This is a genomic window from Paenibacillus sp. NPDC055715, from assembly GCF_053617595.1.
Window position 1 is genome coordinate 267,875 of the sequence record NZ_JBSHGA010000001.1, and the last position, 23,985, is coordinate 291,859.

Consider the following 23,985-nt stretch of genomic DNA (forward strand, 5'->3'; position numbering starts at 1 on the left):
TTTTAACAGCCCAAAAAACCGTCCGCACCACAGCAATGGCTCGGACGGTTTTCTCTATTTACTACAAAATCATCACTTGATCGCAATGTAAATCAGTACAGGCTCGTCAGGATTGCCATACACTTCAAAATCACCTGTGTACGTCCGCTCTGCTTGTCCCGAGGCGGCCCAGCTCCAAATCGCTTGCCATATCCGGAAGATCGAGGAAGGTTCGGATGTAGCTTGAAAGACAGCGTAACGCGCAGCCGGGATGACGAGTTCTTCAAGACCATCAGGCGTTTCACCATCCACAGCCGCTTCCTTCCCGATAAAAAAGGTATAATCGCCAAAAACCCCATTTTCATAATTGGTATAGCAGCCATAGACAGAACGGTGTTCTTCATGCCTGCTTATCCGTCCAGGCACATCCTCACGCCAAAAACGTTCCCACATGCCTGGAATGATCGCCTGGGACGTTTGTTCGTTCCGGTTGCTTGTACGTGCTGCCAGTCCGATCAGGCGAATCTCTCCCCGACTTTCTTCCCGGATCGGCTCAAAATCTTCTTCACGTCCCATATTCTCCTGTGGACACCAGCGTTTTAAATTCGGCAGATAATTGCGCATCATCGCAACAGCCTCTTCTTCCTGCATCCCTTGCTCTGCGAGAATAGGCGCGCATTGCTGAATCATCTCCTCCATCGTCAAATCAGGCTGCACAAACGCACCTTCCTTATAACAATACTTACAATATTCATCTGTTTTGACCTGTTGTGCGTCTGTTCCATATTGTTCCTCATGCTCCAGCGGCATCCCGCAACTTTGACAAGCTTTATCCATTTTCGTAAATCCCCTTTCGTGATTGATATGGCACCAGTATAACGAAACAAACCTGACAGCTATCCGTCAGGTTTGTTTTTTACGTCCTATGTTTTTCGAGATCCTCTATAAGAGGCTCTCCATAATTGGATGCAATACGCAATGCCATATCCCGAATCTTCTCCCGCAAATGGACGGGTTCCTTGACGACCACATCCGGCCCCAGACTTAAAATAAATCCGTACATCCACGCATCCTCGGGAAAAGGAACCGAAACCGTATATATCCCTTCTGCCTGCTCGGTCAGTGCTTCCACACCAAACCAGTCTTCCGCCAGATGCCGGGACTTATGGTTAAATTGCAACATAAAAGGCTGTACCGCCTTGACCGCCGCCAGCCGTTCCTCATTCCATGGCAGCACTTCATAGGAAAGGTCCCGGCGAGTGAAAGCCCTCTCCGTAACTACAGAATCACTCATGCGGGATAGTTTGAACAGACGAAATTGCTCCCTGTCGGGACAGTAAGCATATACAAACCATTGCTGTCCTTTCAGAACGAGCGTATGCGGTTCGACATTCCGTGCGGTTACAGCCCCTTGCGCATTCCGATAAGTAAAAGCAATGGTACGCGCTTGGCTCATAGCCTCTTTCACCTTTTTCAATTTACCTTCCTGCGCAGACGGATTCCCCCATCCCGAATGATCAACGATAAACTGTGTGGTATTGACACTGAATTGCGCTCTTCCGGAATACGGTATAATGCTTTCAAATTTATTGAGCAACCGAGTCACATTCGGTCCACCAAACGACGAGGACAAGCTCTGCAAACCCATTACAATGTCCTTCACATCGCCATCGGTCAGCAGACTTCGATCCAGACGGTAGCCATCCATCAGGCCGATTCCCCCATTTACCCCCTGATAGGTTACCACCGGAATACCAGCCAAGCTAATCGCCTCGATATCTCTGTAGATCGTCCGTATCGAAACCTCATACAAATCTGCCAGTTCCTTCGCCTGAATTCTATTTCTTTTCAACAGCAAAATGACGATAGAAAGCAACCGATCAATTTTCATTTCTCCAAAACCTTTCCTAACTGTGAATTAACATAAAGCCCCCAGATGTTTTCCTCCATCTTACTCTATCTCTTTTCTAAAATGAACCCGTTGCCTATATCAAAAAAACCTCAGGCTCCTTCCGATCGAAAGGTCCCTGAGGTTTAATCATTTTTATTTCACTTATGGTTCGTAACGCTTCATTACGATGACCGCATTGTGGCCGCCAAAGCCGAAGGAGTTGGATAGCCCGATATTTAATGAAGCCTTGCGTGCTTCGTGAGGCACATAATCCAGATCACAGGCCGGGTCCGGGTTGTCCAAATGAACCGTTGGCGGAATGATGCCTTCCCTTAGACTCTGTACGAGTGCAATGGCTTCGACACCACCTGCGGCTCCCAGCATATGACCGAGCATGGATTTATTCGCGGTAACCGGAATTTGGTAGGCATGTTCACCGAACAGTTTGTGTATCGCGAGGGTTTCAGCCAGATCGCCGACGGACGTGCTCGTTGCATGCGCACTGATCACGTCGACCTCTTCAGGCGTGATACGGGCGGATTGAAGGGCTGCTTTCATCGCCAGATAAGCTCCGGTTCCTTCCGGGTGCGGTGCTACCATATGGTGAGCATCCGAGCTAGCCCCATAGCCGATGATCTCGCCAACTATCTCCGCGCCACGCTGAACAGCGTGCTCCAGCGACTCCAGTACCAGAATGCCCGCCCCTTCGCTCATAACAAAGCCGTCGCGGTCTTGATCAAATGGTCGGCTCGCAATCGAAGGCTCCTCGTTACGAGTCGACAAGGCCGTTGCATTAGAGAAGCTCGCCAAAGCCAGTCTGGTAACCGCAGCCTCCGCTCCACCTGCAAAAATCACATCCGCATCTCCTGTGCGAATCGTACGAAACGCCTCTCCAATCGCTGTATTTCCAATGGAACAGGCTGTAACCGGCGAAAGCGTAGGACCCATCGCTCCGAACGAAATACTGATTTGCGCCGCAGCCATATTTGAAATCATCATAGGTACCAGGGTCGGACTGACTCTGCCCGGCCCACGATTCTGCAATACACTCACATTGTCCACCAACGTATCCAGACCGCCGACTCCTGATCCTACATAGACACCGACACGTTCCAGATTCGTGTTATCCAGCTCCAGACCGGAATCCTTCAGCGCTTGCTCTGCCGCAAACAACGCAAACTGCGTGAAACGATCCATTCGTCTGGCGTCTTTACGTCCCCATTGCTTTTCTGCATCAAAATCCTGTACCAGTCCGGCGATCTGTGCTTTCAAATCGGACACATCGAACGTGTCTATTTTTCGTATACCTGAATGACCCTCCAGCAGATTCTTCCACAGCGTGTCCACATCATTGCCCAGTGGCGAAACCACACCCATACCTGTAATTACAACTCTTTGCATACGCTCTTCATTCCTCCTGCTCGTTTGCTTACTTATAATCCTCATTTTACTCTCGGTTTATCCTATTACAAGTGTTTGTTTATCCTGGTATAATGAACACTACTATAGTTAGAGCCTTAACTACTCATTACTTATCCCCCCACCGAATGGAGAGAACTCGCCTATGAAACCGGAAGCACGTCTGGAAGCACTATCTGTTTTTCTCAAAACCAAAAGAGCCCGTTTACACCCGCATATGGTCGGTCTGCCGAACGGATCACGCCGCAGAACACCTGGCTTGCGCAGAGAAGAAGTCGCTCAGCTAGCAGGTGTCAGCACGACATGGTACACCTGGCTGGAGCAGGGACGCGATATCAAGGTGTCCGCCTCTGTCCTGGATGCCATTGCCGCTGCCTTACAGCTAAACACGGATGAACGTAAGTATTTGTATGATTTAGCGCTTGAGACCGGATTTCAGACACCTCCTGCTCTTGCAGAGCAGACGGTTATTTCTCCATCCCTGCAAAAAATAGTACAGGAGCTCCGCTATTGCCCTGCTATTATTTCAGATCGGCGCTGCCATATTGTCGGCTGGAATGCAGCCGCGGCTCATGTGTTTATGGATTTTGCCGAGCTGCCCCATGAACAACGCAACATGATTGAACTGCTGTTTACCAAAAAAGAGTTTAAAAGTCTCGCTGTAAACTGGGAGCATTTTGTCAAAGGATTCCTTGCTATTTTCCGCGCTTATTACGGACAATATGTGACGGATCCTTGGTATGCACAGTTCATACAGAACATGAGCCGTTCTTATCCGCAGTTTAATGAACTTTGGAATCAGAGTGAGGTCAGCTCTGCGCCAGAGGTGCTGATTGAATTTCGTCATGCCAAGGCAGGCAAAATGTTGTTTGACCTGACCTCCCTTCAGGTGCAAGGCAGCGTCGATCTGCGTTGCAGCATCTACACCCCGAACGAACAAACCTCTACAGAAAGCAAACTTCAAAAGCTAATGGAAGGCAGCTAAAGGATTTCCCCCTCCTGTTATGAAGATACCTTTTTCCGTCCATACTACATCTACGATCTGTGCAAAAGGAGGGAGGGAATTCATCATGAAAGCCAAATCGACAAGTTCCCCACAATCACAAAATCAGGCACCACTGCCTGTTCCGATACAATTTGACCGTAGCTGGCAGGATGAGCTGGACCAACGCCTCCGCAGAGGAGGACCTTGGGGAGATTGGGATCTATATCAGTTGGCAATTGAGGCGGAAAAGGCAAAGCTGGTCCCCAACTTTGATGAGCTTCAATGTCTGAAGCATTTGCAAGACCTCACTCCACTGCCCCATCAGCTGGATACGGCCCGTAAGGTATTGTTTGAAATGTCCGGCCGCGCCATTCTCGCCGATGAAGTCGGCTTGGGTAAGACGATCGAAGCTGGAATGATTCTAAAAGAATATCTGGTTCGCGGACTTGCCGCCAAAGTGCTTATTCTTGTCCCCGCTTCCCTGGTGCTTCAATGGGTTCGTGAGCTGAACAGCAAATTTGGCATTTCAGCTGTCGCTCAGAAAAAAGCGTATTCCTGGTCGTCTGAGGTCGTCGTGGCCTCTATGGATACGGCCAAGCGGGAGCCACACAGTAACATCCTGCTGGATACCGATTATGATCTGCTCATTATCGACGAAGCTCACAAGCTGAAAAATAAAAAAACATCCAACTACCAGTTCATTATGAAGCTGCGTAAAAAATATTGTTTGCTCCTGACCGCCACCCCTGTACAAAACGATTTGTCCGAGCTCTTCAATCTCATTACATTGCTTAAGCCAGGTCAGTTAGGACGACATGGAGATTTTTCAGCCAACTTCGTTGTGGATAAGCGTCTACCCAAAAATGAAGATCAGCTCAAGGATGAGCTGTCCAAAGTCATGATCCGTAACCGTCGCGGCGAAGGGCCAGTCCAATTCACCAAACGAAATGTTTCCAACATTCACTTGGAACTTTCGCCAGAAGAACAAACGTTATACGATGGAGTCACTTCCTTTGTCAAGGATCAATATCAGGCGAATGGCGGAAATTTGAGCAGTATGCTGTCTCTCGTTACCCTTCAGCGGGAGGTGTGCAGCAGCCGGGATGCGGTATTCGTAACGCTTGTCAATTTATCTAAAAAGATGGCGCCCGACTCTCCCTTACGCGATCGCGTCTGGGAATTGGTCGCGCATATCAAGGCGATTAAAGCCAATTCCAAGGCGGAAAAAGCGCTTGAACTCATTCGTCAAATGAACGAAAAAGTGATTATTTTTACGGAATATCGGGCTACACAGGAATATTTGCTGAACTATTTTCGCGACCGGGGGCTATCCGCTGTTCCTTACCGGGGCGGCATGAACCGGGGACGCAAGGATTGGATGATGGATTTGTTCCGTGGACGTATTCAGGTGATGATTGCCACCGAAGCGGGCGGCGAGGGCATTAACCTGCAATTTTGCCACCATATGATTAACTTTGACCTGCCCTGGAACCCCATGCGCGTGGAACAACGGATTGGACGTGTGCATCGACTGGGACAGACGCATGATGTCAATATTTTCAACCTGTCCACAAGCGGAACGATTGAAGAGCATATCCTCCATCTGCTGCATGAAAAAATCAACATGTTCGAAATGGTTATTGGCGGACTGGACGTCATTCTAGAACGGTTTGAAAAGAAAGAATCGATTGAAAAGAGCCTGTATAGAATCATGCTTGAATCCAGCAATAACGATGAAATACGCCGAAAAATGCAAAAGCTCGGTCATTCGCTGGATTCGATCAAACAGGAAATGAAACAGATTCGTACAGATAGTCCATCCACTTCGGATACGGCAACCGATATGTCATCCGAGACAGGCCAGATCCATGGGCGCCTGACGGGAACAAGCCAAAGCACCGCTGATTTGCTAGGCTTATCAGGTAGCGCTGTTCCTCCAGCCAAAGCCCGACGCGGCGCAAAAGGAGGCCGCTGATATGACCATGAATTCACAGCAGGTACAGCGCTTTGTCCTCACATATCTGGAGGCCACCGGATGCAGTGTGATCGAGAGGTCGACAAACCATGTGACCGTCAAGCTTTCTCCCGAAGCGGATAAAGCTCTAACGAACCGCCCCTACTATTGGGGCTATGTGGAGCGTACTGGTGTTCCGGCTCAAACGATGTCGTTCACCTTTATTTTCGATGGGGAAGCCTACCGGACGGCACAGGAGAGTTCGATGGACAATACGTCACCCACAAAGAATACGTCTCTCCCCCCGTCACAAGCCCAACCGGGGCAAGGACCACAACAAGCACCAGTGTCCGGCAGTCTGGCGCAGGATCAGGTCATGGGCCGTTACTTCGGACATGTTCCGGCTTTACCCCAGTTGGGACCCGGACGTATTTTGCAGGAAGAACTTCGCTATGGGAGTCGTCGGCTGCATCAAATTTTTGAAGCTGCACGTGATGGAGGGAAATATGTCAATTTGTTCGAGCAACCCAATGCCCGTCAATTATCCGCCCGTTCTCCCGCAGTGTATGAAGCCTGGCTAGGCGTTTGCTACAAGATCGAATTTGCTTGTGATTTGAAGCGGGAAGAGCTTTATTGGCTCGGAATTTCGCTCAAAAGCGGCACCATCGTACCCGACTTTGACAGCATGCTCCAATCCCGGCAGCTCAGCCCGCTGCTGGCAGGCAATATGCATGTGCAGCCTGCTAAATTATCTGTTTCGGAGGCCTCCACCTCGCTGGAAAACTATCTCAATGTTCAGCTAAGCCAGCAAGATTACGAGTGGGCTGAGCAGGCCAGAGAACGGCTGCGCGAGGAATTGGAGGTTATAGATCACTATTACGATGATTTGGTCAAGGAGCAAAAAGAAGAAGAGGAAAAAAAAGAAGCCATACAAGAGCAGCATCAAGCCCGCCGCAAAGAAATGGTATGGCAATATGAACCCAAGGTGCTTGTATCCGCCATTAACTGCGGGATATTTCATCTGCGGTAACCGATATCTCACGCTCCTTCGCAGGCTAGTTGCAGAGGTATCGTCAGCTTTTAACATCGTGCTTCAGACTATATCGGGTTTATTGCTGTACCGACAAGCTTTGCCATGCCTGCCGCTACTTATCGACAGCAAAAAACGAACCCGGTCAGGACAGATGTGCCGACAAGGTGTAGCAGTCTTTTTATCGGACAAGCTTTATGCTGGATAAAAAAGCTTCCATCGGTGCATTATGCCGTCAGAAAGGTGGATTCCATTGAAAAAAAATTCCGGACACCATAGCGTTGGTATGATTGCGGCCGTTCTGATCAGTCTGTCCGCAGTCTGTCCGTTTGCTTCCATTCAAGCGGCCCCCTCAGCAACCCAAGACCAAGACCACAGCGCAAACCCGTCACCCCCTTACGAAGCAAGTTCATTGGTTTCCCCATCGGAACCCACGAACCAAAACCAGGATGAGAAGCAGGGGCAAACCGAGGCGACTCCTGTAATCCCTTCCCTTTCTCCGGGTAACTCTTCCGCAAGTCCGCCTGCTCAGGAGCAAGGAGTACCTACGGACGTAAAGCAGGTTTCCGCCGATATGGTGCAGTCGCTATCGGCACAGCCGCCTTTTGCCCAGTGGAAAGATGCTGAGCTTAGCTACCACCCGCTCGGCCCAGGAACACATAGCTGGCTCGTCCAGGTGAATCGTGCAGGTGAATACATCGGCTACCTGATTATCGGGGCAGATCATAACGGCGCTTATCAGCTTCATGAATACGGAACCGGGCCGGGCGGGCCGTACAGTATGAATTTACTCCGCCAATCCCTTAAATCCCTCACAGAAACCGAGCTTTCATCCATCGACAAGCTGCAAATTACCCCTATGTATGAGGAACCGCTATTAGCCTACTGGCTGGTGCGTTCCTCCACTGGCAGCGAAGTATGCATCGACGCTTTTACGGGTGATCCATTGCCTGCGGAGGTAGCTAATGGGAACTGGAAAAATAAGCTCCACAGCAGCACAATTCCTTCACCTGCTCTCTCTCTGAAAGCAGGGGCACAGGCGATTACCCTTTCGGCTGAGCCTTTTGACCCCTATGACGATCTTAGCTGGCTTCTACCCAAACAAAAGCTTTCCCTCCATAATGTAAATCAGTTTACCAACACGCTGAGTGAATCATCACGTATCGTATTTTCTGCGACAGGCATAAATTTTGCCTTTGGCGGCCCTTTGGCTATTAACGGATATCAATCCTGGAACCCTTCGCATGATCTGTCTCATCCTATTATGTATGCGGTAACTTGCCGCACCGGGCTTTCCCGCTTTGTGCCGCTGGATCGGTTGTTACCTGGCGGTGAATTTTATCGTATCCACTCTTAGTCATAAATCACGAAATCATTCTTGATTATTTCTATAACACAAAAAGAGACCTCAAACGGCATTCCGTATGCCTCTTGTGGTCTCTTTGGCGAGTTTAATGCCGCTCCTTTCGCCCTTTGCGTGCGGATTTAATCCACATATTCAGAGCGAGCGGTAGCATTCCGAACCATTTGTATGCCCATGGCTCTCTGGATTGTTTGCGGCTTCGGCGCACATCGCGCGGCGTTTCCATATACCGAACAATTCGCTGCGTAATGTACGTCACCAGTTCGTCACTCTTGGCCATCCTTCGCGACCTCCCTCAATCTGCATCCCTGACATTTTGTTCGCATTGCAGGAAAAAAATCAAATTCACACGTTGGATACAGATAAGCTTAGCTTGCTCATTTTCCAAAAAGTCTAACCCTGTGGGAATAACCATGCATGGTTTCCCTTAAATGGAACATACTATCTCAAACAAAACAGTTATCCGAAGAATAATGGTTATGTTTAAGGCAACTATGCTGCTTTATAAGGTTGGTTTTCAGAAAAGTACAATCCGTCTACTGGAGGAATGGGACGTGCGAAAAGAAAAGTTAAACTTCATATGGCTAACAGGACTGGGACTGAGTTTAAGTGTCCTTTGCAGTGCTGGTTTTGCATCCTTTGCCTATGCAAGCGCCCAGCCCGGCGAAACAAGCACCAATCCGAACAAGGACACAGAAAGCCAATCCAACGTACACTCGTCCTATCACGCTTTTGCCAAGCCGGTTGTGCTCATAGACGTCGGTCATGGAGGCGTGGATGGTGGAACGAGCCATAAAGAGCTTTTGGAAAAAGATATCAATCTCGCAATTGGACAAAAACTGTACCTGATTTTACGCTCACAGGGCTATCCTGCGGTCTTAAACAGGGACAAGGACTATGCTCTGAGCGACGATAACCGTTGGCTGCAATCCAAATCCCGGCATCTGAAGGACCTAGCCCAACGTAAAAGCCTTACCGAACAGTTACCTACTGCTTTGGTCGTAAGCCTACATGTTAATTGGACCAAACGTGCCGAAAAACGGGGTGCGATTGTTTTGTATCAGGATGAAGGCAGCAGCTATCTGTTGGCAGAGCGGATTCAACATTCATTGAACCGCTTATTCTGCATGAACAGAAAAACGGTCTACGGAAAACCCTTCTATCTTTTGAATAAAATCCAGCATCCCGCTGTAATCGTGGAAACCGGATTTATCAGCAATGAACGGGACAGGGCTATTCTTTCCGGGGATCGCGGTCAAAAAAACGTCGCAGAGGCGATAGCCGAAGGCATTATTGCTCATTTGACGGTATGGTAGTGTGGGTGGCAGGAGTTCCTTTCCAGCCCCATACGGAACGCACCAAATCACTAATGCCCACAAACTTGGCGTGATCTTTTAACGCGGTAACCGATGAATGGAGTGCCGAGGACGTGTACATGCCAGACACACCAACATGACCTATGGTTACACAGGTATCGTGCTCGTCCACCCATTCAGCCACCTTAGTTAATTGCCGATTCACATGGGCAAGTGTATGGGCATCATCCAGAAAAATGTCATTACGCACTGGCGGCATTCCCTTTTCTACAGCAAGTTCAGGCACTACAGACCAATAGTTCGTACGGCTATCGACAAAAAATAGCCCTTGCTCCTTGCAAACATCGAGAACGATGGACATAATACGTTTGTCTGAAGTAACCTTGGAACCCATGTGATTGTTCATACCTATCGCAAAAGGGACTTCCTTAATGGCTGCTGTCACCTTGGCACGTACTTCTTCATCCGACATATTCGCCTTAATCGCTCCGGGTCCAAGCCATTCGGGCTTTCCCTGCTTTGGCTCCATCGGAAGATGGACGATGACGTCATGACCGCGCTTATGCGCTTCCATAGCGTCCTGTTTGGTTGTAGGCAAGAAGGGCATCACCGCAACCGTAATTTTAACCGGCAAATTTAAAATTTGCTCTGTCCCTTTCATGTTGTTGCCTAGATCGTCGATAATGACGGCAACCATCTTTTGATGCTGATCCTGCTTACCCGTAGCGCTTGCTACATCCATGTTCCAAACATTCCCACATACCGAAAGAACAAGACCAACCACAATACACGCTGCTATATTTTTTCTCATCTTTGGATTTTGGCGAACCGCATGTGCATAGGTTGACTCTCTACGGCTGCGAGTAGCCTGTATAGCGATGTTTCTCAGGTGCAGTTTCGTTCGTTTACTCATTATAGGTCAGCCTCCTTCTCTGTCCCTTCATTGTGTGAGTAACGTCGCCTAAATATGTATGGGCAGACCCAGAGGTCACCCCTGATCTGCCTTACGTACGCAAAACATATGCCATACTTGCTTACCAGTTCTGATTTATAAACTCATCACGACCCGATTGGGCGCGGTCTTCCTTGTAATGCTTCACGTTCTTTTTGTGGTAATCCCTCTGGTAATCCTCTGCCGGATAAAATATGGAAGCGGAAGAATCTCTGTCACAATGAGCTTGTCAAAGCGCCCGCTTTGTGCCAATTGTTCCTTGAATTGCAGTGCGAGTTCCCGTTGCTGCTCTGTATTTCACCTTAATATTCCTCTCATGTCAATTGCGAAAATTTAAATCTAAGAGTTCAAAATCCGTTTCTTTTACTTCTTTCGAGTTGTCCCCTCATCGACCGCGCTCCGTGCATCGCCCATTCTCTTGTACCTCCATATATAACGTCATGTTGTACATTATATGAACACCGGTACGAGGAAATGATGTGCCGCTTGCGTCGTGTGACGGTTAAGCATTAAACACCAAACAGGCCCCCATACCATTTCAGGACTACAGCCTCTTTTGTTGGTGCGATATAAAGTTGGCTTTTTCAGAAACAGTCATGATACTCTTTGCTATTATAGAATGTCCAGCCAGGTTTTGAAGGCCATCGCCAGAAACAAATCAAAATCAAGACCGCATCTGGGTGTCATGAATATCACTTTACATATCCCGAATATGCAAAAAGCTCCTGAATCTCCACATGGGAAATTCAAGAGCGTTCATTGTTAGATGATGCGGTCGAGAGGACCCGAACCTCCACGGGGGTTAGCCCACACGGACCTGAATCGCGGACGCGATTCGGAACCAAGCGGAATATAAGTCAATGGAACGGAATTAAAAAACCGTCAAAACCCTTGTAAAACCAAGGTTTTTGGCGGTTTTTTCGTTCAAATCCAAGCGCCGCAAGGATTCCTGGAAATTCCGTAAAATGCGGCCGATTTGGGACGTTTGAGAGAACTCGGAGAGAACAATGACCAAACCAGCCCACTCCCTGCCATTGACAAATTAACGAAGCGACCGCTTCGGGGAGGGTTAACATGAGAAACGCAACAACTGTTACTATCGCTAAGCAAAAAGGCGGCACCGGTAAAACGACCACTGCCTACAACTTGGCATATGCCTTATCCAATGAGGAAAAAAGGGTTCTGCTGGTGGATTTCGACCCCCAGGGTAATCTGACCTTATGTTTTGGCATCGACCAGCCCGACAAGTTGGAAGTCAGTATGTTCAATGTAATGAACGCTGTCATGGGAGACGATCCTATTCCCTCCCCTGACAAATACCTTTATTCACAGGGGAACATTGACCTCATCCCGAGCAATATTGAATTATCGATTGCTGAAATGAACTTGCGAGATGAGATGGGTGGTGAAAAGACGTTGGTCGCACTGTTGGAGCCAATGAAAATTCATTACGATTACATCATTATCGACACAAACCCGTCTCTCGGTTTGCTGACGATTAACGCACTCGCGGCTAGCGACAGCGTTTTGATTCCTGTCAACCCCCAGCTCTGGTCAGCCACAGGGTTGACTCAACTGTTGAACATCATCGTCAAAGTAAAAAAGCGGATCAACCCCCGCATTTCTATTGAAGGCATCCTGATGACGATGTGCGATGTTCGAACTAACTTGTACAAAGAAGCTTTCCGTCTGATTGAGAATTACTACGGTGATCGCATTCGTATTTTTGAAACGCAAATTCCCTTGTCCGTTAAAGTTGGTGAAGCGAACTTTTACAGCCAAAGCATCATGGAGTTTCATCCGAAATCTAAAGTTGCTGGCGCCTATCAAGGTTTAGCAAAGGAGCTGATGAATCATGGCGGGTAAACGCTCTGTTCCCAAACTTGCCAGCATCGACGAATTGCTGCTGCTTTCGGAGCAGCCGTCGGAATCCCCAGATTTAAAGGTAGAGCAACTCAATGCCTTTCTTCGCTCTCATCGTGTCTTGCAGTGGGAAGAGGAAAACGCGAAACAATCTCTTTCGACTCCCGAGAAGGCAAGTCGGTATTTTTCCTCTTTTCTAGGCGGTATTAAAGATCGGGAGCAATTTATGGTGGCCTTCCTTGATATTAAGAATCAAGTTATTGAGACACGCATTATCTCGGAAGGAGGCATTTCAGAAACGGTCGTACATCCACGCAATGTATTAAAAGCTGCTTTAAACTGCGATTGCTCCTCCATCATCCTTGCTCACAATCATCCGAGCGCATGGTTGCTATCTTTGACCCGCTCCACATTAGCGTGTTGGATCATATCATCATCGGCGGTACGAATTTTGCTTCCTTGGCTCAATTGGGACAAATGCCCCGTGTAGCGGAAAAAGCGCCTTCTTATGAAGTTATTACAGCAAAAGCCCGTGAACCATCCGTTTTTTTTGCTGTAGATGAATTGGAACAAGGGATCGAAGATGAGCTTTCAGATGAAGAGTGGGAGCGCTAAAGGAGATGTGAACATAAATGACAGGATGGTTGGTTAGCTTCGACTTGCTTGTGACGGTCGGGGCTTATTTGATTTTGGCCGCTTGGCTCAAGCTGCCTACACTTGCAACTACACGTGCCATCCTCAAGGTGACAAAGATCGGTAAACACAAAGATTCGCCAGTTCAGGTATTTCTTTTTCGTTTATCTACGTGGCGGCAGGGAAGATACCCCTTAGCAACTACTATAAGCGAAAAACGGCAGCAACCCTGCGCTCGGCGGGTATCCAAACCATGCCAGAGACATATATAGCGGGAGCCATAGTCAAAGCTGTTCTTATTTTCGGGAGTGGACTGCTTCTGCTCCCGCTCTTGCCGCTCTTATTTCCTATATTCGTTTTCCTCGCTATCGCTATCTTTTTCAAGGAGTCCCGAAGCGCCGACGAGATCGTGCGAAAAAAGCGTGAGCAAATTGAAGTGGAGCTCCCCCGCTTTGTCGCTACTGTTGCCCAGGAATTAAAAGCAACGCGGGACGTTCTGCGCATATTGGAGGTTTATACTAGACATGCAGGAGGCAGCCTGCAAAGCGAACTCTGGATGACGATAGCCGATATGAAAAGCGGCAATCAGGAAACGGCACTCTTACGACTGGAGGCACGTATTGGCAGAACTATGCTTTCGGATGTAGTGCGGGGGCTACTGGCGGTCATGCGCGGCGATCAAGGAGTTGTATACTTCGAGATGCTGGCCCATGATTTTAAGCTCATGGAAATTCAGCGACTAAAGCTCATCGCCATGAAGCGTCCAGGCAAAATCCGCAAATATTCCTTCTATATGCTTGTCTGCTTCATGTTGATGTACATGGTCATCCTGGGAATGGAAATTATGAAGGCCATGGGCAAGCTGTTTTAGCCCCTCGTCCCATCCCATGAAGAAGGTCGTTCCAGTATTCATCGCTAAATATCAACTGGATACATTCGCAGCAGAACTGGTACGCGAAGCCGAAATCTCCGGCAGAGTAGGTCCGGAAACAACCAAGAGGTTTGAACAATTACAGCTACAGACAGGACTATACCCAGCCATGAGTTGGAATCAAAGCGGCCAGATCCCCATCAATGAGGAAGTGAAGGTAACTCTGCTAACTCATGTTAACATAGGATTGTTTGGTGACTTTGGCTCCTTCCTAATCAAATTGACTGCCAAAGCCAATGGAAAGAGCGAGGTGTATTGGAAGTGAAACGAATCTGGCAAAATCGCTCCGGCAGCGGTTTCCCCTTAACCATAGCAATTGTACTGGCAGTGTTGATTATTTCCTGTGCCGTACACGAATACTTGCGACTTTCTATTATTGCGGCTGAGGGAATGCTTTTCCGAGGAAGGGATGCAGCGCTTTAAGCCTCTCTCCTTCGTAGCAGAAGAAAAGCCGAGTCCCACGCTTCTCGCAGAAAACGTGCAGTATCGCTTTACCTGTTCCAATCTCAAAATAGCGATTGCGGGATGCGACCGCCGCGTGGGTGTCACAACAACCGCTATAAATCTAGTCTGCTGGATTAATGCACATGGCGGAAGTGCCTGTTATGTAGAGGCCAATACGAACAATTACCTAGCACATATCATTCACTTATATTTGAACCAGAAAAGACAGGAAACTATTACCAGTCGGAAGGTAACGACCTTTATATGACAGAAGAATTAAATCACGCTTACAACGTTATTGTGATGGATTGCGGGGTTCTTGGTGAGCAGCGCATTCAAGAAAGATTTGCAGCGTCAGATATTCGTCTTCTTTGCGGATCTGCCATGCCATATGAACTGGCACGATTTTACCGGGCTATAGAACGGTGTAAAAACCTCTCTGTACAGTCACTTGGATTATTCGTTCCCAATAACCTGAAGTCGTATGTGCTCGAAACGATAGACTCAAACATTTTGTTTGGTGAAAGCTCACATAACTTGTTTAATCCACATATCAATGATGAGGTTTATCGGAAGTTGCTCGAAACACAGATCACTGGCTGAAAAGACTACCAAGATAACCCGGTTGGACATCTATCTTGGCTTTATCCTGCACGACTTTTTCCTTCTTCCCTGGTGAAATGCAATACGCTGCGCACCGCACCATGATCGATCAACTCGCCTTGCTTGCACCAGCGCTGAAAGCCAAGACAGGCGAGTTGGATATTGGAGGAATGGTCATACCACTTAGTACCCTATTGGCAATTTACACAAAACACGCGACGTTCCGTGAACAGGTTCACGGATCATCGCTTGTTTTGGTTAAATGTCATATCGGTGACATGGCTACTAGCAGTTAAGCCGGGGTGACGATATGTGGGGTTACCGCATTGCATCCGTTCCTCTTGGATTCGTATAGCGCGAGACCGGCATATCTGAGCACGGTTTCCAGTGAATCGGCGGCATCAGACTGGTACTCGGCAACTCCGAAACTGGAGGTGAGAGTAACGAGAATGTCCTGGACGTTCAGCGGTTCGTTCATCAACGCTTGCCGCAGCTGCTCCGCGAAGTATGCGGCCTCACAGATGCCGGTGGCAGGCATGTCTGCACAAGGTGAATCAGCGCCAGGTCGCCGGTATCGTGTCCGTAGGTATCGTTAATGCGTTTGAAATGATCCACGTCAAACAGAATAAAGGAGATTGGCTGCTTGTCCGTCCTGGCGGCCTCTAGCAATTCACGGCTGCGGAGCAGGAACTGCGAGCGGTTGTGAATTTTGGTTAGGCCATCGAAATAGGCCATCTGTTTCAGCTGTTCCTGAAGAAAGCGCTGCTCCGTTATATCAATCAGCATGACGAGTGTGCCGACAGTCAGACCGGCTTTGCTGTGTACGGAGGACAACCGGATCTGGTAGCACACCTGCTCCCCGTCCTTCCGCCAGTACATGTCGTGCTGCAAGCCTCTCTTCGAGTAATCCATCTGCAGCTGCTTGCCCGTCATACTGAACCAGATCTCTTCCGGAGTCTGGCCCAGCATGCTGCCACGCAGCTCAGGAACCATCTCCTTCGCGGCCTTGTTATAGTCGATGAGCCGATGGGATCTGTCCAGTACAAGCACGCCTTCCCTCATGCTCTCGAAGATGCCGTCCTTGGCGATAGGAATCAGGGTGAACTGGTGGGAGGACATAATGGCCCATATATACATCGAAGAGGTTACGCACATCACGACGGGGAGAGGATCAACTGTGAAGCCGTCAGGGCGAGCAGCTGACGACGATATAAGGCCCTACTCTGCCTCCACTGCTGCAGCAGGCCAGATGCATACAGGAAAAGGAAAGGCGCACCACGTACCATTCGCCAAAGGAGAAATCTATCATAGGTACAGAACTATTCTGCTTCAGCCCTACAGTCTTGTAATACAGATGATGGTAATCATTGGTGGCCACCATAATCAGGCCAAGTGGAGCGGTAAACAAAATGCCCGTATATTCAACAATGGTCCAGAACTTCTTCAGTTCCAGTGTAGGGCTGGCCAGTTCCAAAGCATAACCGAACGTGTAAATGGCGATCGAAGCGATATTGAGAATGAAGATACGGGCTCTGGGAATCTCGGAACGCTTGACATAGGCATACAGTGCTATTTGGTCTCGTCCGGCGATCCGTTCATGTACTGTGAAGAGTGGTTAAACAGAACCGCTTGTTCGGACGTTGGTTCGCTGTCTTCGCAACGCATTAGCGATCTACTTCAAACGATCACGGACATAGAACGGGAAGTGTTTTTTCAAGCTTGGTGCAAGCTGCGCTGCGAGCAGAAATACCTGGCGCTCGACATCACCTCCACTTCCTCCTACTCAGAACTCATTCCAGATGTAGAGTGGGGGTACAATCGAGACAAAGAACAGCTACCGCAGATCAATATGTGCATGCTCATGGGAGAAACCTCGCGGCCCCCCCCCATCTACCAAGTGCTCTACAGCGGCAGCTTGAAGGACGTGAGCACGCTTGAAACCACCTTATTTAAAAATGGACGCGATCTTAGGCGGCAAACAGGCGCTCACCGTGATGGACAAAGGGGGCTTCAGCACATGAAACGTCAATGCCATGCTGAATCGCCAAAATCCCACCCGATTCATCATCGCCGTTCCGTTCACTTCACAATTTGCGAAGAAAATGGTCGTCAGTGAACGAAAAGATATCGACCGCTTGCAGCATACGCTCGTGATCGGGGGAGACTCCTTGCGCGCCGTTACCAAAGAACGCGTCTGGAACGAAAAGTACCGTCTGCATACTCACGTGTATTACCACGCGATGCAGGCAGCGAAATTTCGGGAAGAACTGTATGCCCACGTTACGATTCTGAAAGAGCAAGCGGAATCCGATCCACAAGCCTCGCTGCAAGACGAATCATCCAAGAAATACCTGATCATTCGAAAATCCGAGAATACGTCCTCGGGTTATACGGTCAACATCCGTGAAGATGTTGTGGAGAAGGAACTGGAAACGACAGGGTGGCTCGTTGTGCTAAGCAACGATATTTCTGACGCGAAACAAGCCCTTTCTATCTATTGTCAGAAAGATGTGGTTGAGAAAGGATTTCTTCGCCTAGAAACTCAACTGGACTTGGGGCGCCTTCGCGTACATCGAAACGACACGATGCAAAATAAGGTATTCATCGGTTATCGCATTCATCCTCATGTCTCACCTACACAAAGTGATGCTGGATCAAGACCTGTACAAAAAGATGACCATTAAGAAACCTACTGCTCGTTCTGACCAAACTTCGGGTGCAATACATAAACGGTCAGCGTATCCTATTTCCGCTTACCAAAGAGCAAAAAGCGATCTATAAAGCTTTTGCCGTCAAGGAACCCGTGTAGGTATAATTTGGGCGGGACTTTTAGGAAACTTGTTTTATCCATTTATCGATCCGTGGCTCTCCGCTTCTTCTTTCGACTTTGCTCCCAGCGATTTCGGCAAAATTGCTATGATCCACACGGCACATAGAATCAACAGGGTCGAGCTGATTTTTAACGTATAATCCATTCCATCAATATAAGCAACATTAATTCGTGCTAAAATCGAGCTCTGAATGGACTCATCCATTGTATAAGCCATTTTGGTTGCCGTCCCGATGGAACTCGTTATATAGTCGACATACTGGCTGGGCACATCACTAATTACCTGATTGATTCCATTTTGGTATCTAGTGGATATGAGAGTCCCTAAGACTGCAACGCCCAGCGCGCTGCTGACCTGCCGCAAAGTGTTATTCACCGCTGAACCGATCCCCACTTCTCTCCTCGGCAATGATTCCATGACTGCCGACATACATGGCGACAGTGATAAACCAAATCCAACTCCTTGGATCGCTAAACAGATGGCGACAAACCCATAGCTGTCCTGAACATCTATGGTTGACAGCAAGAACAACCCCATGCCCATGATCAGAAGTCCGGTTGCAATCGCCCATTTGGTTCCCAATTTACTCGCAACCCGGACACTGAATAGCGAAGCTACAATCATCCCGGCCATGAAAGGAATCAGCCTAAGCCCCGTCTCATAGGCATTGCTATTCAATGTGAATTGAAGATATTGGGTCAAGAAAAACAGGAGGCCATTCAAGACAAACATAATTACACATACGGCAAGGGTAGCCCAGGTGAATAAAGGATGTTTGAACAAGCCTAAATTCATCATAGGCTCCTTTGCAAACCTTTGCCGTGTAATGAACAAAGCAATAAAGAGTCCCCCAATGCATAAAGCCAGGATGACTTGCATCGAACCCCATCCGAGGCGTGAGGATTCAATAATTCCATATACTAGGCTGCCTAATCCGATACAGGACAGCAGCATACTCAGCCAGTCAATCCGAGGAGCTTTTTCATTTTTGGATTCTGGTATTAGAAAGTATCCCCCTATCAATACGGCTGCAATGATCGGCACGTTGATCAAAAAGATGGAGCCCCATGAGAACCTCTCAATCAAAAACCCTCCCAGCAACGGTCCGACCAACAATCCCACACCCGAGCTCGCTGACCAGATGGCAGAAGCTTTCCTTGCTTCCTTAGGAGTAAATACAGTAGGAAGAATGGAAAACGTGAGCGGCATAATGATCGCTCCCCCTACTCCCATAAATGCCCTTGCCACAATTAACACATCCGTCGTTCGAGCAAATCCTGCCACAAGCGAAGTTATGGCAAAAATGATTAAACCGATAAACAGCATTTTTTTTCGCCCGAACCGGTCTCCCAGACTGCCTGCGGGAAGCAGCAACACGGAAAAAACCAGAAGGTACGAATCCATAATCCATTGGAGCTCATTGGTGCCGGCATCAAATTCCCTGGAAAGCGTTGGCAGCGCGACATTAAGGATGGTTACATCAAAGCTGATGATCAGGAGACTCAACACCAGACAAGCCAGTGTCCACCATCTATATTTATGACGATCGAAAGAACTCATGTAACTCCTCCTAGCGGAAATTTTTATACTTTCACGGTATACAGGTCGTTCGATACATTCACCATAAATGGATTCAATTCACCGTTAATACAGACATGCAGGTCATGCATCGCTCTTGTACAGGCTGTGTAGAACAATTTGCGTTCGCTTTCTTTACCATACGTTGCCTGTGAAGCATCGTTGATAATGACCGCATCAAATTCAACACCCTTTGCCAGATAAGACGGAATGATCAGAATTCCAGCCTGAAAGGAGGCTGTTTCCTTTTCGATCAGCCTTACATTGGTCAAGTCCTTTAATGCCTCATAAGCCTTGCTGCTCTCGGCCGCTGTCTTACAGATTACGGCAATCGTTCGGTGGTCCGCAGCCTGCAGCTCCTGAATACTCTCTATCACCAGGCCAGCATGCTTCTTCGGATCAGACGTTTGCTTCAGGACGGGCTTATCGCCTTTCCGGTTAAACGGCTCAATAACCTCTCCGCCTTCAATAAGGGCACGGGTGAATTCGATGATTTGCCGCGTCGAGCGGTAGCTCCGGGATAGGGTCACGTGGCTAGTATCCTTCTCCCCGTATAACAGCGTTAAGTTATCTGTGTTCAAGCTGCCCTGGTCATGGATGAATATCCTTTGGTTCCAGTCCCCCAGTACCGTCATTTTACTCCGGGGAAACAATCTTCTGATAAATCTGAATTGGAACGTGGAGAAATCCTGCGCCTCATCGATAAATACATGCCGGATCTTATTGTTCGTCTGGAATCCTTCAATACATTCGGCTAGATACAAGTAAGGTGTGGCATCTTCATAAAAGAGCTTCGTTTGATCCAACTTCTCCACCGTCTGTCTGCAAATCTCCGCCCAGTGCGGCGGAAGCTTGGCATTGTCCATAAAGTTTAAGACGTAGCTTGGATCCCCGAACAGTTGACGATATAACAACGGAATATTGACGTAACGGAATTGTGTAATTTCTTTTCTGAGCGGCTTGAAATACAAGTCCACGATCTTTTTGGCAAGAATCGTTCTTTCGGTTTGAAAATCATCGAACGTATTGCCTGCATTGCGCTCTCGCTTTTGAAGCTCCTTGAAGGCCCAGTTGTATTCATCCTTGTCAAGCAGCTCAATTTCCTCTTCCACCCATAATTTAGCCATCTCTTGATCAGCCTTTTTCTTCAGCTCCTTTAGGAGCCATTCCGACAGAAGTCCCAATCGGTTGGGCATCCGAAGGCTGGAATCATACCCGTAGAACTGCTCATGGATCTGAGCAGCAGAGATCAGAACCTTGTCACGAAACGTAATATCCTTAAATATCATATCTTTGCTGCCCAAGAAAGACACGTACTGCTCAATCCAATCCATGAACTCTCCCGAAGCTTTGAATTGAATCCCCTCAATCCGCTCGGTATATCTCTCTTTCCCCATCGCCGACAGAATGAACTCCATTTGGCTGAATGGATCTTCAACCTGGAACACCTCTCCCAAACGATGCTCCAAATATTCCTGGAAAGTGGTTTGTTCCATATTTTCTTCACCTAACTCAGGTAGGACGGTAGCAACATAACTGTTGAACATTGCATTTGGAGAGAACAATACGATCTGGTCTGCACTCAGCGTGTCCCGGAAACGGTACAGCAAGTAAGCCACCCGCTGCAAGGCGGCTGAAGTTTTACCGCTGCCTGCAGCCCCCTGAACAACAAGCATTTGACTTTTCACATTGCGTATAATCAAGTTTTGTTCCTTTTGAATGGTCGCCACGATGCTTTTCATTTGCGAATTGGACTGCTTGCCAAGAACCTCTTGCAGCAATTCGTCGCCTATGGTCACACTGGCATCAAACATGCTTTCAATCACGGCATCCCGAATCATGTACTGTCTTTTTAGGGTCATTTCCCCAGTAATGGTACCGCTGGGCGTATTGTACTGGGCTGGTCCGGGAGAAAAATCGTAGTACAGATTGGATACAGGCGCACGCCAATCATAGACAAGAAAATTGATGCCGTCTTCATCGACCAAAGAAGCAATCCCCAAATAAATTTCCTGAACCTGTTTATCGTACTCATCATAAAAATCAATGCGCCCGAAATAAGGAGATTGCTTCAAGCGAGACAAGGTTTTCATTTTCTTTTTCGCATGCTGATAAGTACGCTCGTTCTCGGACAAAACCTCGGCCTGCTGTTTCAGGCTCGCATAGGTGCCTGCGTCTTCAAAATTTAAAGACACATCCTCCCAGAAGTTTTTCCGGAATTCCAAGATATCCGTTTTTTTGTCGTCGATGTCTCCCGCAATCCCTGCGAGCTGTCGGTCAATCTCGGACACGACAAGGTTTACTCGTTGCTGCTCTTCTTCCCAGATCTCAAATTTAATACTCATTTCAACACTCCCCATCCAGACTGTAGTTCAGCTTCTAAACCCAATATCAATCACTGGAATCTGAGGCCTCATGCGGCCTCATGCGGACGATAAATTTATGTGAGACAGTAATTGACAACGAGATAATATTGTGATACAATCAAATTGTAAAGCTGTAATATGTTTTTTATTTTATAAAATATTAACTCGTCGATGATTTTAGCATATAAGTATTCACATATCAAGCTTTATTCCCCAATGCTTTCTACGCTTGTAGAGGTTATTGGTTATTTTCGTTGTAGAGATAACATTTAGAGCAAACAGAAGTACAGACTAAAGAACAAATAATGTTAAAACAAGCCGGCTTTGGTTAAATCCAAAAGTGGCATTATCCCCTGCGAGAAAACACTCAAGAAACTAGCCAAACTAGAACAACGCGCACCGATTGAGCATCGATGCGCGTTGGCAGTTTAGCTTTTTTTATTTGTCTGCTTGACAGGGGTATGACCACCAAAGCCGGCTTTTTTGGGCATCTCTTATGCTCGCGATACGACCCTCATCTGAACACCGTTTTTAGGTCGAAGGGTAATTAAAGGCATAGGAATCAAAGGCTCATTATCCAGCATTTCCAGACGGTAATGTTGACCGATGGTGGCAAGCACCAGGGTCACTTCCATCATTCCCATATGATTTCCTATGCAGGAACGCGCTCCGCCTCCGAAAGGAAAATAAGCAAATTGCGGGAGTTGCTGAATAAATTCCTCTGTCCAGCGCTCCGGAATAAACTCCTCTACCCGATCAAAATATTTGGGATTCCGATGCATCAGATACTGACTCATAAGAAATCCATCGCCAGGCTCGAACTCCCACTTTCCGATTTGCACCTTATTTACGGCATCATACCCAATGGTCCAAGCAGCAGGGAATTTGCGCATCGACTCCATAATAATTTGCCGCAAATATGTCAAAGACGATATGTCGGACAATTCCGGATCTCGCCCTTGCAGCACCCTGTCCAGTTCTTCATGAAACTTCGCTTCGACCTCGGGATGGGTCGCCAGCAAATACCAAGTCCATCCTAAGGTGCTCGCCGTTGTTCCCTGGCCTGATACAAATATATTCATGACTTGATTACGCAATTGTTCGTCCGTTACTCCCTTACCGCTTGTATCATGGTTCGCCTTCATCAGAATGGAAAGCAAATCCCCGCGCCGGTCATCCCCATGTTGTGCGCGCCGGGTGTCAATGATCCGATATACGATTTCATCGAGCACGCCCTTGGCTTCATGGAATATTTTTTTTCTGCGCGTTGGAATGAATGCCGGTACGAAAGAGGTCATACGATACGTAATGTACTCCAGCAACTGCTCAATAGATTTGCCGATCTTTTCCGTATCCTCCACCCTCTCATAACCAAACATCGTTTCGGAAATGATGCCTAGTGCTAGCCCCATCATATCGCTCGAGATCATGCGTGTTTCTCCGTTTGACCAATTGGCTATTAAACGATGCGTGTGCCGAACCATGGTGCCGGCATGTTCATCCACGCTGTCTTTGCGGAATGCAGGCTGCATGGTGCGCCGATGCTGCAGGTGCAGCTGGCCTTCGCTTGTCAGCAGTCCGTCGCCCAACACGGATCTGGATAACTGCAACGCCTTTCCTTTATGAAAATTGTCGGCCTTCTCCACAAGAATCTCCCGAATATATTCCGGCTGATTGGTCAAATACATATTTTTTCTTCCGAACCGCATTCGGGCAACATCCCCGTATTCATGGACAACAGACTGCAAATATCCAAGCGGGTTTTCGCCAAATTGTTTGATATTCCCAAAAAACAAATCCCCCCGTGGACCGGGTATCGTTTTAGCACTTACCATGCTTTCCCTCCG

25 protein-coding genes and 1 pseudogene are annotated in these 23,985 nt (G+C 48.0%); 15 read left to right on the top strand and 11 right to left on the bottom strand.

The genetic code is table 11. The features are described 5' to 3' along the window. Window positions 1-72: 72 nt before the first annotated feature. The 3 genes from ACWGOO_RS01335 to fabF all read right to left on the bottom strand — a co-directional run bounded on the left by ACWGOO_RS01335 (window position 73) and on the right by fabF (window position 3,271). Window positions 73-816 (bottom strand): zinc ribbon domain-containing protein, encoded by a 744-nt coding sequence (locus ACWGOO_RS01335; protein ID WP_452480829.1) that lies wholly within the window; start codon window positions 814-816, stop codon window positions 73-75. A 79-nt stretch (window positions 817-895) separates the two neighbouring features. Next, on the bottom strand, window positions 896-1,870 hold the full coding sequence (locus tag ACWGOO_RS01340) for a helix-turn-helix transcriptional regulator (RefSeq protein ID WP_452480831.1): 975 nt from the start codon (window positions 1,868-1,870) through the stop codon (window positions 896-898). A 162-nt stretch (window positions 1,871-2,032) separates the two neighbouring features. Then, window positions 2,033-3,271, bottom strand: coding sequence for a beta-ketoacyl-ACP synthase II (fabF, locus tag ACWGOO_RS01345; protein ID WP_452480833.1), 1,239 nt, complete (start codon window positions 3,269-3,271; stop codon window positions 2,033-2,035). Between the two features lie 163 nt (window positions 3,272-3,434). On the opposite strand from fabF, the gene ACWGOO_RS01350 reads away from it, so the two are divergent. From ACWGOO_RS01350 to ACWGOO_RS01365, 4 genes are all read left to right on the top strand, one after another. Further along, on the top strand, window positions 3,435-4,274 hold the full coding sequence (locus ACWGOO_RS01350) for a helix-turn-helix transcriptional regulator (protein WP_452480834.1): 840 nt from the start codon (window positions 3,435-3,437) through the stop codon (window positions 4,272-4,274). A gap of 85 nt (window positions 4,275-4,359) precedes the next feature. Then, window positions 4,360-6,249 carry a DEAD/DEAH box helicase gene (locus ACWGOO_RS01355; protein ID WP_452480836.1) on the top strand — a complete coding sequence of 630 codons (1,890 nt, stop codon included), beginning with the start codon at window positions 4,360-4,362 and terminating at the stop codon, window positions 6,247-6,249. 1 nt (window position 6,250) lies between these two features. Then, window positions 6,251-7,258 (top strand): YqhG family protein, encoded by a 1,008-nt coding sequence (locus tag ACWGOO_RS01360; protein WP_452480838.1) that lies wholly within the window; start codon window positions 6,251-6,253, stop codon window positions 7,256-7,258. A gap of 253 nt (window positions 7,259-7,511) precedes the next feature. After that, complete coding sequence (locus ACWGOO_RS01365) at window positions 7,512-8,615, top strand: hypothetical protein (RefSeq protein ID WP_452480840.1); 1,104 nt, start codon at window positions 7,512-7,514, stop codon at window positions 8,613-8,615. A gap of 94 nt (window positions 8,616-8,709) precedes the next feature. Here the strand turns inward: ACWGOO_RS01365 and ACWGOO_RS01370 are convergent, their stop codons facing one another. Continuing rightward, window positions 8,710-8,901 carry a YqzE family protein gene (locus tag ACWGOO_RS01370; RefSeq protein WP_452480842.1) on the bottom strand — a complete coding sequence of 64 codons (192 nt, stop codon included), beginning with the start codon at window positions 8,899-8,901 and terminating at the stop codon, window positions 8,710-8,712. Window positions 8,902-9,175: 274 nt separating this feature from the next. Between ACWGOO_RS01370 and ACWGOO_RS01375 the strand changes: the two genes are divergently transcribed. Continuing rightward, the gene (locus ACWGOO_RS01375; RefSeq protein WP_452481585.1) at window positions 9,176-9,937 is read left to right on the top strand and encodes an N-acetylmuramoyl-L-alanine amidase; all 762 of its coding nucleotides are present in this window, start codon (window positions 9,176-9,178) and stop codon (window positions 9,935-9,937) included. On the opposite strand, the gene ACWGOO_RS01380 is transcribed toward ACWGOO_RS01375, so the two are convergent. Next, window positions 9,912-10,850 carry a divergent polysaccharide deacetylase family protein gene (locus ACWGOO_RS01380; protein WP_452480844.1) on the bottom strand — a complete coding sequence of 313 codons (939 nt, stop codon included), beginning with the start codon at window positions 10,848-10,850 and terminating at the stop codon, window positions 9,912-9,914. The two genes, ACWGOO_RS01375 and ACWGOO_RS01380, sit on opposite strands and share 26 nt — an antisense overlap. Window positions 10,851-10,971: 121 nt before the next feature. Next, window positions 10,972-11,186 (bottom strand): annotated as a pseudogene (locus ACWGOO_RS01385) (peptide-methionine (S)-S-oxide reductase); the annotation flags it as partial. 777 nt (window positions 11,187-11,963) lie between these two features. Here ACWGOO_RS01385 and ACWGOO_RS01390 point away from each other — a divergent pair. The 8 genes from ACWGOO_RS01390 (at window position 11,964) to ACWGOO_RS01425 (ending at window position 15,363) form a co-directional block, all read left to right on the top strand. Then, on the top strand, window positions 11,964-12,755 hold the full coding sequence (locus tag ACWGOO_RS01390) for a ParA family protein (RefSeq protein ID WP_452480846.1): 792 nt from the start codon (window positions 11,964-11,966) through the stop codon (window positions 12,753-12,755). Next, on the top strand, window positions 12,745-13,242 hold the full coding sequence (locus ACWGOO_RS01395; RefSeq protein ID WP_452480848.1) for a JAB domain-containing protein: 498 nt from the start codon (window positions 12,745-12,747) through the stop codon (window positions 13,240-13,242). Before ACWGOO_RS01390 ends, ACWGOO_RS01395 begins: the two co-directional genes overlap by 11 nt. Further along, on the top strand, window positions 13,230-13,367 hold the full coding sequence (locus ACWGOO_RS01400) for a hypothetical protein (RefSeq protein ID WP_452480850.1): 138 nt from the start codon (window positions 13,230-13,232) through the stop codon (window positions 13,365-13,367). The genes ACWGOO_RS01395 and ACWGOO_RS01400 overlap by 13 nt, the downstream gene beginning before the upstream one ends. A gap of 17 nt (window positions 13,368-13,384) precedes the next feature. Further along, entirely contained in the window at window positions 13,385-13,657 is a 273-nt protein-coding gene (locus ACWGOO_RS01405) for a hypothetical protein (RefSeq protein ID WP_452480852.1), read from the top strand. Continuing rightward, window positions 13,639-14,256 carry a secretion protein F gene (locus ACWGOO_RS01410; protein ID WP_452480854.1) on the top strand — a complete coding sequence of 206 codons (618 nt, stop codon included), beginning with the start codon at window positions 13,639-13,641 and terminating at the stop codon, window positions 14,254-14,256. Before ACWGOO_RS01405 ends, ACWGOO_RS01410 begins: the two co-directional genes overlap by 19 nt. A 16-nt stretch (window positions 14,257-14,272) precedes the next feature. After that, window positions 14,273-14,581: a DUF4320 family protein gene (locus tag ACWGOO_RS01415; protein ID WP_452480856.1), complete on the top strand. Its 309-nt coding sequence runs from the start codon at window positions 14,273-14,275 to the stop codon at window positions 14,579-14,581. Window positions 14,582-14,725: 144 nt separating this feature from the next. Continuing rightward, window positions 14,726-15,028 (top strand): hypothetical protein, encoded by a 303-nt coding sequence (locus ACWGOO_RS01420; protein WP_452480858.1) that lies wholly within the window; start codon window positions 14,726-14,728, stop codon window positions 15,026-15,028. After that, window positions 15,025-15,363: a hypothetical protein gene (locus ACWGOO_RS01425; protein ID WP_452480860.1), complete on the top strand. Its 339-nt coding sequence runs from the start codon at window positions 15,025-15,027 to the stop codon at window positions 15,361-15,363. Before ACWGOO_RS01420 ends, ACWGOO_RS01425 begins: the two co-directional genes overlap by 4 nt. A 292-nt stretch (window positions 15,364-15,655) precedes the next feature. Here ACWGOO_RS01425 and ACWGOO_RS01430 read toward each other — a convergent pair whose 3' ends face one another. Both ACWGOO_RS01430 and ACWGOO_RS01435 read right to left on the bottom strand, forming a co-directional pair. Beyond that, window positions 15,656-15,841, bottom strand: coding sequence for a diguanylate cyclase domain-containing protein (locus ACWGOO_RS01430; protein WP_452480862.1), 186 nt, complete (start codon window positions 15,839-15,841; stop codon window positions 15,656-15,658). Then, window positions 15,841-16,518 (bottom strand): diguanylate cyclase, encoded by a 678-nt coding sequence (locus ACWGOO_RS01435; RefSeq protein WP_452481586.1) that lies wholly within the window; start codon window positions 16,516-16,518, stop codon window positions 15,841-15,843. Before ACWGOO_RS01435 ends, ACWGOO_RS01430 begins: the two co-directional genes overlap by 1 nt. A 22-nt stretch (window positions 16,519-16,540) precedes the next feature. On the opposite strand from ACWGOO_RS01435, the gene ACWGOO_RS01440 reads away from it, so the two are divergent. Both ACWGOO_RS01440 and ACWGOO_RS01445 read left to right on the top strand, forming a co-directional pair. After that, window positions 16,541-17,479 (top strand): hypothetical protein, encoded by a 939-nt coding sequence (locus ACWGOO_RS01440; RefSeq protein ID WP_452480863.1) that lies wholly within the window; start codon window positions 16,541-16,543, stop codon window positions 17,477-17,479. Further along, window positions 17,397-18,047, top strand: a complete 651-nt coding sequence (locus tag ACWGOO_RS01445) for a hypothetical protein (RefSeq protein ID WP_452480865.1) — start codon at window positions 17,397-17,399, stop codon at window positions 18,045-18,047. Before ACWGOO_RS01440 ends, ACWGOO_RS01445 begins: the two co-directional genes overlap by 83 nt. A gap of 159 nt (window positions 18,048-18,206) precedes the next feature. Here ACWGOO_RS01445 and ACWGOO_RS01450 read toward each other — a convergent pair whose 3' ends face one another. From ACWGOO_RS01450 to ACWGOO_RS01460, 3 genes are all read right to left on the bottom strand, one after another. Then, window positions 18,207-19,754 carry an MFS transporter gene (locus ACWGOO_RS01450; RefSeq protein WP_452480867.1) on the bottom strand — a complete coding sequence of 516 codons (1,548 nt, stop codon included), beginning with the start codon at window positions 19,752-19,754 and terminating at the stop codon, window positions 18,207-18,209. A 23-nt stretch (window positions 19,755-19,777) separates the two neighbouring features. After that, a complete protein-coding gene (helD, locus tag ACWGOO_RS01455; protein WP_452480869.1) occupies window positions 19,778-22,117 on the bottom strand; it encodes an RNA polymerase recycling motor HelD in 2,340 nt (779 codons plus the stop codon). Between the two features lie 515 nt (window positions 22,118-22,632). Next, window positions 22,633-23,973: a cytochrome P450 gene (locus tag ACWGOO_RS01460; protein WP_452480871.1), complete on the bottom strand. Its 1,341-nt coding sequence runs from the start codon at window positions 23,971-23,973 to the stop codon at window positions 22,633-22,635. Window positions 23,974-23,985 lie beyond the last annotated feature (12 nt).

Coding starts and splice junctions, on each gene's coding strand:
- ACWGOO_RS01390 (WP_452480846.1), top strand. CDS start 11,964: ATGAGAAACGCAACAACTGTTACTATCGCTAAGCAAAAAGGCGGCACC.
- ACWGOO_RS01460 (WP_452480871.1), bottom strand. CDS start 23,973: ATGGTAAGTGCTAAAACGATACCCGGTCCACGGGGGGATTTGTTTTTT.
- ACWGOO_RS01395 (WP_452480848.1), top strand. CDS start 12,745: ATGGCGGGTAAACGCTCTGTTCCCAAACTTGCCAGCATCGACGAATTG.
- ACWGOO_RS01410 (WP_452480854.1), top strand. CDS start 13,639: ATGCCAGAGACATATATAGCGGGAGCCATAGTCAAAGCTGTTCTTATT.
- ACWGOO_RS01415 (WP_452480856.1), top strand. CDS start 14,273: ATGAAGAAGGTCGTTCCAGTATTCATCGCTAAATATCAACTGGATACA.
- fabF (WP_452480833.1), bottom strand. CDS start 3,271: ATGCAAAGAGTTGTAATTACAGGTATGGGTGTGGTTTCGCCACTGGGC.
- ACWGOO_RS01340 (WP_452480831.1), bottom strand. CDS start 1,870: ATGAAAATTGATCGGTTGCTTTCTATCGTCATTTTGCTGTTGAAAAGA.
- ACWGOO_RS01370 (WP_452480842.1), bottom strand. CDS start 8,901: ATGGCCAAGAGTGACGAACTGGTGACGTACATTACGCAGCGAATTGTT.
- ACWGOO_RS01360 (WP_452480838.1), top strand. CDS start 6,251: ATGACCATGAATTCACAGCAGGTACAGCGCTTTGTCCTCACATATCTG.
- ACWGOO_RS01380 (WP_452480844.1), bottom strand. CDS start 10,850: ATGAGTAAACGAACGAAACTGCACCTGAGAAACATCGCTATACAGGCT.
- ACWGOO_RS01430 (WP_452480862.1), bottom strand. CDS start 15,841: ATGAACGAACCGCTGAACGTCCAGGACATTCTCGTTACTCTCACCTCC.
- ACWGOO_RS01435 (WP_452481586.1), bottom strand. CDS start 16,518: ATGTGCGTAACCTCTTCGATGTATATATGGGCCATTATGTCCTCCCAC.
- ACWGOO_RS01400 (WP_452480850.1), top strand. CDS start 13,230: ATGCCCCGTGTAGCGGAAAAAGCGCCTTCTTATGAAGTTATTACAGCA.
- ACWGOO_RS01350 (WP_452480834.1), top strand. CDS start 3,435: ATGAAACCGGAAGCACGTCTGGAAGCACTATCTGTTTTTCTCAAAACC.
- ACWGOO_RS01420 (WP_452480858.1), top strand. CDS start 14,726: ATGCAGCGCTTTAAGCCTCTCTCCTTCGTAGCAGAAGAAAAGCCGAGT.
- ACWGOO_RS01405 (WP_452480852.1), top strand. CDS start 13,385: ATGACAGGATGGTTGGTTAGCTTCGACTTGCTTGTGACGGTCGGGGCT.
- ACWGOO_RS01445 (WP_452480865.1), top strand. CDS start 17,397: ATGCTGAATCGCCAAAATCCCACCCGATTCATCATCGCCGTTCCGTTC.
- ACWGOO_RS01335 (WP_452480829.1), bottom strand. CDS start 816: ATGGATAAAGCTTGTCAAAGTTGCGGGATGCCGCTGGAGCATGAGGAA.
- ACWGOO_RS01355 (WP_452480836.1), top strand. CDS start 4,360: ATGAAAGCCAAATCGACAAGTTCCCCACAATCACAAAATCAGGCACCA.
- ACWGOO_RS01450 (WP_452480867.1), bottom strand. CDS start 19,754: ATGAGTTCTTTCGATCGTCATAAATATAGATGGTGGACACTGGCTTGT.
- helD (WP_452480869.1), bottom strand. CDS start 22,117: ATGAGTATTAAATTTGAGATCTGGGAAGAAGAGCAGCAACGAGTAAAC.
- ACWGOO_RS01425 (WP_452480860.1), top strand. CDS start 15,025: ATGACAGAAGAATTAAATCACGCTTACAACGTTATTGTGATGGATTGC.